This is a genomic window from Caulobacter sp. P4_E5, assembly GCF_056401555.1.
Window position 1 is genome coordinate 1 of the sequence record NZ_JBFUJD010000117.1, and the last position, 12,212, is coordinate 12,212.

The 12,212-nt window shown below is 69.1% G+C and carries 11 protein-coding genes and 1 pseudogene; 6 read left to right on the forward strand and 6 right to left on the reverse strand.

Going from position 1 to position 12,212, the window contains the following annotated elements:
• The 4 genes from AC1DSO_RS23265 to AC1DSO_RS23280 all read left to right on the forward strand — a co-directional run.
• Nucleotides 1-340, forward strand: a 340-nt coding sequence (locus AC1DSO_RS23265) for an OmpA family protein (protein WP_477071076.1), incomplete at its 5' end; no start/stop codon positions are given.
• A 493-nt stretch (nt 341-833) separates the two neighbouring features.
• Nucleotides 834-2,714: a ribonucleoside-diphosphate reductase subunit alpha gene (locus tag AC1DSO_RS23270; RefSeq protein WP_477071077.1), complete on the forward strand. Its 1,881-nt coding sequence runs from the start codon at nt 834-836 to the stop codon at nt 2,712-2,714.
• A 220-nt stretch (nt 2,715-2,934) separates the two neighbouring features.
• Nucleotides 2,935-3,936: a lipid A-modifier LpxR family protein gene (locus AC1DSO_RS23275; RefSeq protein ID WP_477071078.1), complete on the forward strand. Its 1,002-nt coding sequence runs from the start codon at nt 2,935-2,937 to the stop codon at nt 3,934-3,936.
• 82 nt (nt 3,937-4,018) lie between these two features.
• Complete coding sequence (locus AC1DSO_RS23280) at nt 4,019-4,357, forward strand: hypothetical protein (RefSeq protein WP_477071079.1); 339 nt, start codon at nt 4,019-4,021, stop codon at nt 4,355-4,357.
• Nucleotides 4,358-4,578: 221 nt separating this feature from the next.
• Here the strand turns inward: AC1DSO_RS23280 and AC1DSO_RS23285 are convergent, their stop codons facing one another.
• The 5 genes from AC1DSO_RS23285 to AC1DSO_RS23305 all read right to left on the reverse strand — a co-directional run bounded on the left by AC1DSO_RS23285 (nt 4,579) and on the right by AC1DSO_RS23305 (nt 9,755).
• Nucleotides 4,579-5,841 carry a patatin-like phospholipase family protein gene (locus tag AC1DSO_RS23285; RefSeq protein ID WP_477071080.1) on the reverse strand — a complete coding sequence of 421 codons (1,263 nt, stop codon included), beginning with the start codon at nt 5,839-5,841 and terminating at the stop codon, nt 4,579-4,581.
• 23 nt (nt 5,842-5,864) lie between these two features.
• Entirely contained in the window at nt 5,865-6,575 is a 711-nt protein-coding gene (gene trhA, locus AC1DSO_RS23290; RefSeq protein WP_477071081.1) for a PAQR family membrane homeostasis protein TrhA, read from the reverse strand.
• A 136-nt stretch (nt 6,576-6,711) separates the two neighbouring features.
• Nucleotides 6,712-7,482, reverse strand: coding sequence for a sulfite exporter TauE/SafE family protein (locus tag AC1DSO_RS23295; protein ID WP_477071082.1), 771 nt, complete (start codon nt 7,480-7,482; stop codon nt 6,712-6,714).
• 44 nt (nt 7,483-7,526) lie between these two features.
• Nucleotides 7,527-8,561 carry an aldo/keto reductase gene (locus AC1DSO_RS23300; RefSeq protein WP_477071083.1) on the reverse strand — a complete coding sequence of 345 codons (1,035 nt, stop codon included), beginning with the start codon at nt 8,559-8,561 and terminating at the stop codon, nt 7,527-7,529.
• 24 nt (nt 8,562-8,585) lie between these two features.
• Nucleotides 8,586-9,755 (reverse strand): MFS transporter, encoded by a 1,170-nt coding sequence (locus tag AC1DSO_RS23305; protein WP_477071084.1) that lies wholly within the window; start codon nt 9,753-9,755, stop codon nt 8,586-8,588.
• 97 nt (nt 9,756-9,852) lie between these two features.
• Between AC1DSO_RS23305 and AC1DSO_RS23310 the strand changes: the two genes are divergently transcribed.
• Nucleotides 9,853-10,794: a LysR family transcriptional regulator gene (locus AC1DSO_RS23310; RefSeq protein ID WP_477071085.1), complete on the forward strand. Its 942-nt coding sequence runs from the start codon at nt 9,853-9,855 to the stop codon at nt 10,792-10,794.
• Nucleotides 10,795-10,903 (forward strand): annotated as a pseudogene (locus tag AC1DSO_RS23315) (hypothetical protein); the annotation flags it as partial.
• 12 nt (nt 10,904-10,915) lie between these two features.
• Here the strand turns inward: AC1DSO_RS23315 and AC1DSO_RS23320 are convergent.
• Nucleotides 10,916-11,962, reverse strand: a complete 1,047-nt coding sequence (locus tag AC1DSO_RS23320) for an aspartate-semialdehyde dehydrogenase (protein WP_477071086.1) — start codon at nt 11,960-11,962, stop codon at nt 10,916-10,918.
• Nucleotides 11,963-12,212: the final 250 nt, after the last annotated feature.

Genomic DNA, 12,212 nt, shown 5'->3' on the forward strand with positions numbered 1-12,212 from the left:
GTATGAGGCCCGCGAGTTCATCGTGTACTTCCCGTTCGACCAATCGGTCCTGACGCCGGAAGCACAATCGGTGGTCACGGAAGCCGCGAAGTACTCCAACGACGGTCACGCGACCAAGATCGTCGTGGTCGGCCACACCGATACGTCGGGCTCGCCGAAGTACAACGCCAAGCTCTCGGAACGCCGCGCCAAGGCCGTGGCTGACGCCCTGGTCTCGCAAGGTGTCCCGGCCGCCGTCCTCGGCGTCGACTGGAAGGGTGAAAGCGCTCCGGCCGTCGCTACTGGCGATGGCGTCAAGGAACCGCTGAACCGCCGTTCGACGATCTCGATCAACTTCTAAGATCGAATCGACTGCCTATCGGGAGGGCCCGGCGGAAACGCCGGGCCCTTTCTTTTTGTCCGCGCGTTTCTTTTGTGACGCGCCATCGCGCCGTTCGAAAACGTCACGCCGACAGGGCATGGTGGCCGGAAGCCCCGGTTTCAGGACGTTCCCTCACGGTGGCGCTGGGACCCGTCCTGGCGGTCCCATCTACAGTCGGCCACCATCCCTTGTGGCCAGCCTGTTAACGAACGACGTTGTCCGGGGGCGGATGTCTCGGGGCGCCTTGCGGCGGTCTGTCGCGGGTGAAAAAAGTTCGGTGAGGCAACCCCTTGATCCTGCCTCACAAGTTCGGTGCGTTCACAGCTTGTTAACGAAAAACTCAAGGCGGGGGCGTTGACGAGTCATTAGCCACTGTGGCCCCATATGTGGGTTGAGGGGGCTCCTCAGCCACAAGATATAGCGGCTGGTGGGACTATCCCCTTCACCGGAACACGCTGATTGAGCATGGATTTTGGTCATGAACGGCAGTGAAGCGGCGAAGACGAACACCCGGAGCGAGGCCCGTCTGGCGGCGATCAAGCCCGCCAAGCGCCCGCAGCTGGCGCTGGTGCAGAAGGTCCAGGTGGACCGCTCGCGCGACGCCCTGCTGACCGACTTTGGCAAGACCACGCTGGAGGACCGCTACCTCCTGCCAGGCGAGTCCTATCAGGACATGTTCGCCCGCGTGTCGACGGCCTTCGCCGACGACGCCGAGCACGCCCAGCGCGTCTATGACTATATGAGCCGCCTGTGGTTCATGCCGGCCACCCCGGTGCTGTCGAACGGCGGCGCCGACCGCGGCCTGCCGATCAGCTGCTTCCTGAACGCCGTCAGCGACAGCCTGGACGGCATCCTCAACGTCTGGAACGAGAACGTCTGGCTGGCGGCCAACGGCGGGGGCATCGGCACCTACTGGGGCGGCGTCCGGTCGATCGGCGAGAAGGTCAAGGGCCAGGGCCAGACCTCGGGCATCATCCCCTTCATTCGCGTGATGGACAGCCTGACCTTGGCCATCTCGCAAGGCTCGCTGCGCCGCGGTTCGGCCGCCGTCTATCTCGACGTGCACCACCCCGAGATCGAAGAGTTCCTCGAGATCCGCAAGCCGTCGGGCGACTTCAACCGCAAGTCCCTGAACCTGCACCACGGCCTGAACATCACCGACGAGTTCATGTTCGCCGTGCGCGACGGGACCAAGTTCGGCCTGCGCTCGCCCAAGACCCAGGAAGTGCTGCGCGAGGTCGACGCCCGCGCCCTGTGGCAGAAGATCCTGGAGCTGCGCCTGCAGACCGGCGAGCCCTATCTGATCTTCTCCGACACCGTGAACCGCGCCATGTCGGCCCACCAGCGTGAGCTGGGCCTCAGCGTCCGCCAGTCGAACCTGTGCAGCGAGATCATGCTGCACACCGGCCGCGACCACTTGGGCAACGACCGCACGGCCGTCTGCTGCCTGTCGTCGGTCAATGCCGAGACCTTCCTGGAGTGGCGCGACCACCCGACGTTCATCGAGGACGTCATGCGCTTCCTCGACAACGTCCTGCAGGACTTCATCGACCGCGCGCCCGACGCGGCCGCGACGGCCGCCTACGCCGCCATGCGCGAGCGTTCGGTGGGTCTAGGCCTGATGGGCTTCCACAGCTTCCTGCAGAGCCAGAACGTGCCGTTCGAAAGCGCCCTGGCCAAGAGCTGGAACATGCGGATGTTCAAGCACCTGCGCCGCGAGGCCGACAAGGCCTCGATCGCGCTGGGTGAAGAGAAGGGCCCGTGCCCGGACGCCGCCGATCGTGGTTCCAAGGAGCGCTTCTCGCACAAGCTGGCCATCGCCCCGACCGCATCGATCTCGATCATCTGCGGCGGCACGTCGGCGGGCATCGAGCCGATCCCGGCCAATATCTACACCCACAAGACCCTGTCGGGCTCGTTCGCGGTGAAGAACCCCTATCTGGAGAAGCTGCTCGAGGAAAAGGGCCAGAACACCGACGCGGTGTGGGGTTCGATCCTGGAGCACGAGGGTTCGGTCCAGCACCTGGACTTCCTGAGCCAGGACGACAAGGACGTCTTCAAGACCGCCTTCGAGCTGGACCAGCGCTGGGTGGTCGAACTGGCCGCCGACCGTACGCCGGAAATCTGCCAGAGCCAGTCGGTGAACATCTTCCTGCCCGGCGACGTCGACAAGTGGGACCTGCACATGCTGCACTGGCAGGCCTGGGAGCGCGGCGTGAAGAGCCTCTATTACCTGCGCTCCAAGTCGGTTCAGCGGGCGTCCTACGCCGGGGCCGGCGAGAAGGCCGAGCTGGTCGGCGGCTTCGACGTCCCGGCCAAGACCGACTACGACGAGTGCCTTGCCTGCCAGTAGGATTGGCCTGCCAGTAGGATTGGCCTGCCAATAGGGCTGGCCTGCCTATAGTCGCGGCAAGTGACGACAAACGAACGGCGGCGTGAGCGATCACGCCGCCGTTTGACGTTCGCGGAGGAACCGGCGGCGTTTACCGCGGTTCACCATGTGCGCATTCGTCGCCGTAGACAGGTGGCGCGAAGGGCGTAGGCTGGACGTCCATTGGATTGGGGAATCCGCAATGCGGACCGCTGGGGAGCGAACCGTTTTCTGTCTCATGGCCATGCTGGTGGCGGTGGCTGCGGGTCATGCGACCTCGGCCTGCGCGGCCCAGAAGGCCGGCAAGAGCGCCACGGTGACAGATAAGGCCGCCCCGACGACCGACAAGCCTCCGGCCCAGATTTCTTTCAAGGTTAAGCCCGAGACGGCCCGCCCGCTGGATCTGTCGTCCAGCACGACCGGTTTCACGGCCCGCGACGTCGCCGGGGCCGAGGGCAAGCTTCAAGGCGGCTTCGCCGTGTCGTCCGCCGCCGCCGCCGGCGGCGACGTCCGCATCCTCGACGCCGACCGCTATTATGACGGAGCTGGACCGGTGACCTGGCGTTCGAACGCCTTCACCCGCCAGGCGCAGGCCGGTGGCCCGATCGACTCCGTCCGCGTCACCATGGCCGGCGTCGCCAAGACCGCCGCTGTCGCGCCCTTGACCCTGGTCCGCCCGGACGCTGACGCCTACGAGCTACAGGACGTCGACGTGACCGTGACCCGGGGCTGGCCGGCCGCCGTGTCGCTGAAGGGCCGCACGTTCGCCCTCGACGTCACGCCGCACGCGGGCGTGGGCTTCGGCGGGGCCGGCGGCTCGGCCGAGGCCGGCGCCACCGTGCGCCTGGGCAAGAAGAGGAACATGGGTGACCGGGTGAACGACGCCCTGGGCGTGCGCGAAGGCGACGCGGCCTTCGGCGACCGCGGGCGCTGGTACATCTTCGCCGCCGCCAGCGGCCGGGCCGTGGGCCTGAACATGCTGCGCGGCCAGAACGGCGACTGGACCCGCGCGGGCCTCTCGCAGGACGTCACCAGCCGCCTGATCGGCGACAGCCAGGCGGGCGTGGCCTGGCGACGTGGCCCGATGCAGGCCTCGCTGGGCTACATCCACCGCGAGATCAAGGCCAAGGAGGGCATCATGGGCCTCGCCACCCAGAAGGACGACGTCGTGGCCCTGTCCTTCAGCCTGAAGCCGCACTGGTAGGGCCCTTTCACCCTATTGAGCTTGTGTTTCCGGCCGCTTTCATGCAGCTAGCCGGTTTCCATCCACAGCCGCCAGCGATGTCATGAGCGAGAGCGAGCCCCCGCGCCGCAAGACCCTGAGCCTCAAGAGCGGCGTCGCCGCCCCTGGTGGCCCGCCGCCGCTCGAGCGCATGGCCAAGCCCGCCGGGCGCACCGTGTTCACGCCTCACGCCGCGCCCCCGCCGCCACCGCCGCCGCCTCCGGCCGTGGGCGACTGGAAGTGCAAGCCGTGCGGTACGCGCTTTGATCCGCCGACGGACCTGGCCGATGAGGACTCGGTCCGCTGCCCGTCATGCAACGCCCGGCTGGGTCTGGCCTCGGACTTCCGCGCCGATCCGCCCAACGTCGACAAGCTGCGCGCGCGGCACCTGAAGAAGGCGTAGGGCGGACGATCATTCCCTCTCCCCTTGCGGGAGAGGGTGGCCCGCCCCCGGGTCGCGCGAAGCGCGCGCCCGAGGATAAACTCCGCGGGCCGGGTGAGAGGTTGAAGACAGGATCCGCCGCGAAGGCGCATAGGCTGGACTCGAAGCCGATAGGGCTATCGACCCCTCATCCGTCGCCTCTGGCGACTCCTTCTCCCGCAAGGGGAGAAGGAGTAGAAGACTCAAGGCTCCAGCGGCGCCTCTAGCCCCGGTTCCTCGCGGATCATCACGCCCGTCCCCACGGTCGGCGAGGCCGACAGCGGTTTCTTGAACAGGCCGCGCCACAGGCTCTGTTCCTCGACCGCGCTGGTCCAGACCGAGCCCTCGACCGCCTGCTCGAACCCGGCGTCGTAGATCCGCCGCATCAGGTCGGTCTCGAACTTCAGCAGGTTCATGCCCTCGAAGGCGTTGGGGATCGAGGCCACGCTGAGCGGCAGGTTGTGGCGCGAGCAGAAGCCGGYGGCCAGGCTGAGGGCCTGGCGGTACGAGAACCGCAGCATGGTGTCGAAGCTGCGGCTCATGATCGAGGCCACGCCCGGCGGCGTCGACTGGGTCGAGGGGTCCAGCACCGTGTTGACGATCACGTGCACCCGGCCGCGCCGGAAGCGGGGGCCGAGGTTGCGCCAGTGCAGCAGGGCGTCGGGCATCAGGAACAGCGGCGCGGCCACCCCGCCGTCGACGTGCATCTCCTGATAGGCTTGGTCGTTGACCTGCACGTCGATCAGCTTGGGCGGGAAGATGCCCGGCACCGAGGCGGAGGCCACCAGCAGGGTGCGGAACAGCTTCAGGGCTTCCTCGCCGCCGTGGGTGGCGATCTCGCCCAGGTCCCAGACCACGGCGCGCTGGCTGTCGAGGTTGGTGGTGGCGATCAGCAGGCGCCGGCCCTTGGCGTGCTCGAGGGCGACGGCCTCGACCATCTCCTGGTCGACGAAGGTCTCGACCAGGGCGTCCAGCGACTCGCCCTTGAAGATGCTGGGGCCCAAGGCCGGGGCCAGGCGGCGCAGGCTGAGCAGCTCGGTGGCGTGGCCGCCGACATAGGCGTCGGTCAGGCGATCGTCCCAGGCCGAGCCGAGGAACGCCATCGGCGCGCTGAGGGCCCCGGTGCTGACCCCGGTGACGATGGCGAAGTCGGGCCGGCGTCCGGACTTGGACAAGCCCGCCAGCACGCCCGCGCCATAGGCGCCGCCGGCCGCGCCGCCCGACAGGGCCAGGATGTTGAAGTCGTCGCGCCCGATCAGCGAGCGCAGCGGCGCCAGGCGGTCGGCGGCCTGGCGCAGGGCGTCATCGGCCTGGTCGACGGTGAGGCGAACGCCGGGAAAGCCCGAGGCCTGGACCTGGCGATCGGACGGCGGCGTCGGCAACCGCTTGCCGCGCAGCGGATCATTGGTTTTCCAGTCCTTGAAGAAGCCCTGAAGGTTGATCTTCCCGGTGGGATCCCTGTCCAACGACCGTCTCCAAATCCACTGAACTATCGGGCGCCGGCCAGCACCACGCCCACCAGCACGGCCGCGTAGTGCAGGCCAGCCCCGCCGATGACGTGGCCGTGCCAGATGGCGCGGCGGAACTTCAGGCGACGCATCAGGTAGAAGATGGTTCCGGTGGAATAGACCAGGCCGCCGATGGCCAGCAGCAACAAGGCAACCCAGGACAGGCCGTCGATCATCGGCTTGATGGCGACCAGCACCAGCCAGCCGAGGGCCAGGTACAGGCCGACCCAGAAGCGTTTGTCCAGGCCGGGCAGGAACAGCTTGGCCGCCACGCCGATCCCGGCCACCGTCCAGACCGCCGTGGTCATGCCGATCGCCCACCAGCCATGCAGGTTCTGGGTGGTGAACGGCGTGTACGACGCGGCGATCATCACGAAGATGCCGGCGTGGTCGAAGCGGCGCAGCAGCGGCCGCCAGCGGGCCTTGGCGAAGTTGTAGGCCGTCGACAGCGACAGCATCAGGATCAGGCCCACCGTATAGACGCTGACCGCCGCCACCTGCTTGAGGTCGCCCATGCCGAAGGCCAGGCCCAGCAGGATGCCGCCGCCCAGCAGGGCGCAGGCCAGGCCGGCCAGATGCACCACCAGGTCGGCGCACTTGGCGGCCGGCGTGGGATAGTGCGTCGCGACCTCTGGCGTCGCGCCTTCTGATGACGAAGCAACGACGATGTCGGTGGTGGAGCTCGCAGTCATGGCCCGCCCATTCGTATGGCAACTACGTCCGAACCGTAGGACGGTTCCGTGACATATAAACGGCGATCATCGTGGCGACGAAAGGGCCTCGGCGACACGATCGGCCAGAAAAGCGACTCCCTGGAGGCCCGGCCGCTTAAAAGAACAAGCCTCGCGCGCCGTCGAACACCAGCTTGCCGCCGACGGCGACCAGCAGGACATAGATGACCTTATAGAAGCCCTCGGCCGGCACACGGCGCACCAGCCAGACCCCGGCCCAGGTCGAGGCGATCGCCAGGGGCAGCAGGACGCCGGCCGTGGCCAGCACCTTGGGCGTGAACTGGCCCAGGGCGACATAGGCCGGGACCTTCATCCAGTTCACGATCGCGAAGAAGATGGCGCTGGTGCCGATAAAGGTGTCGCGCGCCAGGCGACGGGGCAGGACATAGATCTGGAACGGCGGACCGCCGGCGTGGGCGATCTGGCTGGTGAAGCCGGCCGCCGCGCCGCACAGGACGCCCAGCCACCGACGGGCGGGACCCGCCTCGATCTGCGCGGCGGCCTTGATCGCGCGCTCGGCCCACAGGCGCTGCAGGGCGAAGACCACCGAGATCGCGCCCACGGCCAGCTCGACCGCCGCCTCCTTGACGAAGGCGGCCAGGGCCCAGCCCAGGAAGATCCCGACCGCCGCCGCCGGCAGCATCAGGATCAGCAGGCCCTTGTCCCAGCTCTTCCGGAACGACCAGACGCTGACCACGTCCTGGACCAGCAGGATTGGCAGGGTGATCGAAGCGGCCATCACCGGCGACACGGCCAGGGCCATCAGCGGCACCGCCACCACCCCGATCCCGGCGAACCCGCCCTTGGTCAGGCCCAGCAGGATCACGGCCGGAATGGCCACGGCGTAGAAGAACGGATCGGTCAGCATGGCCGCTGCTTAGCAGCAAGGCTCGCGCCGGCCCATGCCCGACGTCAGACCAGCGGCGGATTCACCCGCCGGAAGCCACCCTCGCGCCAGTATGGATAGTAGGGATAGGCCGGAGTGACCGCGCTGGCGGCGTCCAGGCGCGCGACCTGCTCGGGTGTCAGGCTCCAGCCGACCGCGCCGAGGTTCTGGCGCAGCTGTTCCTCGGTCCGCGCGCCGATGATCACGCTGGAGACGGTTGGGCGGCGCAGCAGCCAGTTGATGGCGATCTGCGGGACGGTCTTCCCGGTCTCGGCGGCGATCTCGTCGAGGGCGTCGACCACGCGGTAGAGGCGCTCGTCGTCGACGGGCGGCCCAAAGTCGGCGGTCTCGTGCAGGCGGCTGGTGGCCGGCAGGGGCTGGCCGCGGCGGATCTTGCCGGTCAGGCGGCCCCAGCCCAGCGGGCTCCAGACCATGGCCCCGACGCCCTGGTCGGCGGCCAGCGGCATCAGCTCCCACTCGTAGTCGCGGCCGACCAGCGAGTAGTAGGCCTGGTGAGCGACGTAGCGCGGCCAGCCGTGACGGTCGGCGGCGGCCAGGGACTTCATCAGTTCCCAGCCGGCGAAGTTGGAGGCGCCGACATACAGCACCTTGCCGGCCCGAACGAGATCATCGAGGGCGGCCAGGGTCTCCTCGACCGGCGTCGTCCCGTCGAAGGCGTGCAGTTGCAGCAGGTCGATGCGGTCGGTCTTCAGGCGCTTCAACGCGGCCTCGACGCCGCGCGTCAGCCGCAGGCGGGAAGAGCCGGCGTCCAGCGGGCCGTCGCCCATCGGCAGGCCCAGCTTGGTCGAGATCAGCGCCTGGTCGCGGCGGCCTTCGAGGGCCGCGCCCAGGATCTCTTCCGACGCGCCGTTCGAATAGACGTCGGCGGTGTCGAACAGGGTGAGACCGGCCTCGAGGCTGATGTCGACCATGCGCTTGGCGCCGGCGACGTCGGTGTCGCCCCAGGCGCTGAACAGCGGGCCCTGGCCGCCGAACGTGCCGGCGCCGAACGAGAGGGCGGGGACCTTCAGGCCGGAGCGGCCCAGGGTGCGATATTCCATCGGCGTTCTCCTTGAGAAGACGGATCAGGCGACCGCAAGGCGCGCGGCGCGGCGTTCGAGGCTCAGGCTGAGGACGGCCAGCCCCAAGGCCGACAGCGGCACGGCGGCGGCGATCAGCGGCACGGCCGACAGGCCCGGGCCGCGGGCGATCACCGCCCCGCCCAGCCAGGCGCCGAACGCGTTGCCGAGGTTGAAGGCGGCGATGTTCAGGCTCGACGCCAGGCCTTGGCCCGCGCCGCCGGCTTGGCTCAGCACCCGCATCTGCAGCGGGGCGACGGTGGCGAAGGCGGCCGCGCCCAGCAGGAAGGCGGCGGCCACGGCGCCGACCTGGCTATGGAAGGCCAGGGCCGAGCCGCCCATGACCAGGGTCAGCAGCACCAGGGTCCCGACCAGGGCCGCGTTCAGCCCCTTGTCGGCCCAGCGGCCGCCCAGCAGGTTGCCGGCCACCAGCCCCGCGCCGAACACCAGCAGGATCGGCGAGACCGCTTCCTTCGAGAAGCCGGCCAGCTGCGTCAGGATCGGCTGGATGTAGGTGAAGACCGCGAACACCCCGCCGAAGCCGAGCACAGTCATGGCCAGGCCCAGCTGCACCTGCGGGCGGGCCAGCACGGCGAACTCCTCGCGCAGCGGGGCGGGCTCGACCTTTTCCCGGTCGCGGGGGACCAGGGCGGCCAGCACCGCGAACGCCAGCAGGCCGACGCCGGCCACGGCCCAGAACGCCGCCCGCCAGCCGAAGGCCAGGCCCAGCCACGCGCCGAACGGCACGCCCAGCAGGGTGGCCAGGGTCAGGCCGGTGAACATGATCGAGATCGCCGAGGCCTTGCGCTCGGGCGGTACGAGCGAGACGGCGACCAGCGACCCGACGCCGAAGAAGGTGCCGTGGGCCAGGGCCGTGACCAGTCGCGCGCCCATCAGGATTCCATAGGTCGGGGCAATGGCGGCCAGGACGTTGCCGAGGGTGAAGATCGCCATCAGCACCAGCAGGGTCGTCTTGCGCGGCAGGCGGCGGGTCAGGAGGGTGAGGATCGGCGCGCCGACGAACACGCCCAGGGCGTAGCCGGTCATCAGCAGGCCGGCGGTGGGGATCGACACGCCGAGGTCGGCGGCGACCTGGATCAGCAGGCCCATGATGACGAATTCGGTGACGCCAATCCCGAAGGCGCCGACGGTCAGGGCATAGAGGGCGAGGGGCATGGCGGCTCTCGTGGTTCTGTTCCAGCCGTCAGATGGCGCCTTGGCGTTCGATGAATTAGATTGCGCCCAGGAACTTCACTTGTGACTTGAGGGCACGATGGCGCGCGCGGACATCAACCGCTCCGGCGAGATGGAGGTCTTCGCCCGGGTGGTCGAGGAGGGCGGCTTCACCGCCGCCGCCAAGGCCCTGTCGATGACCCCGTCGGCGGTCAGCAAGCTGGTGGCGCGGCTGGAGGCTCGGCTGGGCTCGCGCCTGGTCAACCGCTCGACCCGCAAGCTGCAGCTGACGGCCGAGGGGCTGACCTTCCACGAGCGCGCCCTGCGGGTGCTGGCCGACCTGGACGAGGCCGAGCGGGCGGTCAGCGCCTGCGCCGTGCCGCGCGGACGGCTGCGGATCAATTCCAATGTGCCGTTTGGCCTGCATCACCTGCTGCCGCTGGTCCCGAAATTCATGGAGCGGCACCCGCAGGTGCAGGTCGACGTCACCCTGACCGACCAGGTGATCGACCTGCTGGACGAGCGAGCCGAACTGGCCATCCGTGTCGGGCCGCTGCGGCCCTCGCAGCTGGTGGCGAAAAAGCTGGGCGACAGCCGCATGGCCCTGGTCGCCTCGCCCGACTACCTGGCCCAGCGCGGGACGCCGGCCCATCCGGACGACCTGGCCGTCCACGACCTGGTGGTCTTCAACTTCGCCCGCCATTGCGACGCCTGGCCCTTCGAGATCGACGGGCTGAGGGTCTCCAACCCCGCCCACGGCCGGGCGATGGTCGGCGACGGCGAAAGCGCGGCGCGGCTGGCCATCGCGGGGCAGGGGATCACGCGGCTGTCGATGTTCCATATCGCGGGCGACATCGCCGCCGGCCGGCTGGTCCCGGTGCTGGAGACGTTCAATTCCGGCGACGTCGAAACGATCAGCGCTGTCTATGTCGGCCATGCGGGCCCGCTGCCGGCGCGGGTGCGGGCGTTCATCGACTTCCTGGCGGCGGAGGTGGATGTGGATTGGCCGATGGGGCGGGAGCCCACTTCAAAACGCAAATAGGCGTGTCATCCCGGCCGCAGCGAAGCGGAGAGCCGGGACCCAGGGGTCGCCGCATCGCGCTTGGCCCCTGGGTCCCGGACAAGCGCTGCGCGCTTTCCGGGATGACACGGATTTGGAAGCTCTAGCGGTCCAGCATCACTTCCGCGATCTGCACCGCGTTCAGCGCCGCGCCCTTGCGCAGGTTGTCGCCGACCACGAACAGGGCCAGGCCGTGCGCGACGGTCGGGTCAGGCCGCAGGCGGCCGACGAACACCGGATCCTGACCGGTCGCGGCCAGCGGGTTGGGGACCTCTTCCAGCACCACGCCGGGCGCGGCGGCCAGCAGGGCCGTGGCCTCGGCGACCGAGATCGGCCGCTCGAACTCGGCGTTGATCGACAGCGAGTGGCCGGTGAACACCGGCACGCGCACACAGGTGCCCGAGACCGGCAGGCCGGGGATCTCGAGGATCTTGCGGCTCTCGTCGCGCAGCTTCAGCTCCTCCTCGGTATAGCCGTCCTCGCCCACGACGTAGTTCAGCGGCACGACGTTGTAGGCCAGGGGCACGGCCCACTTGACCGGGGCGGGCAGGGGCGCGGCGTCGGGCGACTGGGCCAGGCCGTCCAGGTCGCCGGCGGCGCCCGCGCGAAGCTGGCTGGCCAGCACCTGGATGCCCTCGACCCCGCCGCCCGAAGCGGCTTGGTAGGTGCTGACGGTCAGGCGCTTCAGGCCGGCGCGGTCGTGCAGAGGCTTCAGCACCGGCATGGCGGCCATGGTGGTGCAGTTGGGGTTGGCGACGATGCCCTTGGGGATGTTGGCCAGGGCGTGCGGATTGACCTCGGCCACCACCAGCGGCACGTCGGGATCCGAGCGCCAGGCCGACGAGTTGTCGATGACCACGGCCCCGGCCGCCGCCGCGCGCGGGGCCAGTTCCCGCGACGTGCCGCCGCCGGCCGAGAAGAACACGATGTCCAGGCCGGCGAAGTCGGCGGTCGAGGCGTCCTCGACCACGACCTGCGTTCCCTTGAAGTCGACTTTGGTCCCGGCCGAGCGGGCCGAGGCGAACAGGCGAAGCTCCGCCAGCGGGAAGTCCCGCTCGGCCAGCAGCGCGCGCATCATGCCGCCGACCAGGCCGGTGGCGCCGACGACCCCGACGCGGGGCGGATTGGCTCGGGAAAACTTGAAGCTCACGGGTCTACGTCTCCTGAAAAGTGCGGAGGCGCGGGCGTGTCAGGTCTCGTGAAGTGAGAGCCGGCCCCGCGCATCGGCGGGGCTGGTGGGATGCTCGCTAGTTCGCGCACACACCCGACCACGCCCCGCCGAGGCGGGTCGTTTTCGGGGTAATAATCGTGGTGGCGCGGTACGACATCGGCGGGGTTCTTAGCGGCGAAGCTGACGGAGGTAAAGTCTCCCCTCTCCCCTTGCGGGAGAGGGTGGCCGC

Bases quoted from the DNA above. Each gene is read 5' to 3' on its own strand.
- trhA (WP_477071081.1), bottom strand. From the start codon at position 6,575: ATGACTGCGAGCTCCACCACCGACATCGTCGTTGCTTCGTCATCAGAA.
- AC1DSO_RS23300 (WP_477071083.1), bottom strand. From the start codon at position 8,561: ATGGAATATCGCACCCTGGGCCGCTCCGGCCTGAAGGTCCCCGCCCTC.
- AC1DSO_RS23295 (WP_477071082.1), bottom strand. From the start codon at position 7,482: ATGCTGACCGATCCGTTCTTCTACGCCGTGGCCATTCCGGCCGTGATC.
- AC1DSO_RS23280 (WP_477071079.1), top strand. From the start codon at position 4,019: ATGAGCGAGAGCGAGCCCCCGCGCCGCAAGACCCTGAGCCTCAAGAGC.
- AC1DSO_RS23305 (WP_477071084.1), bottom strand. From the start codon at position 9,755: ATGCCCCTCGCCCTCTATGCCCTGACCGTCGGCGCCTTCGGGATTGGC.
- AC1DSO_RS23275 (WP_477071078.1), top strand. From the start codon at position 2,935: ATGCGGACCGCTGGGGAGCGAACCGTTTTCTGTCTCATGGCCATGCTG.
- AC1DSO_RS23310 (WP_477071085.1), top strand. From the start codon at position 9,853: ATGGCGCGCGCGGACATCAACCGCTCCGGCGAGATGGAGGTCTTCGCC.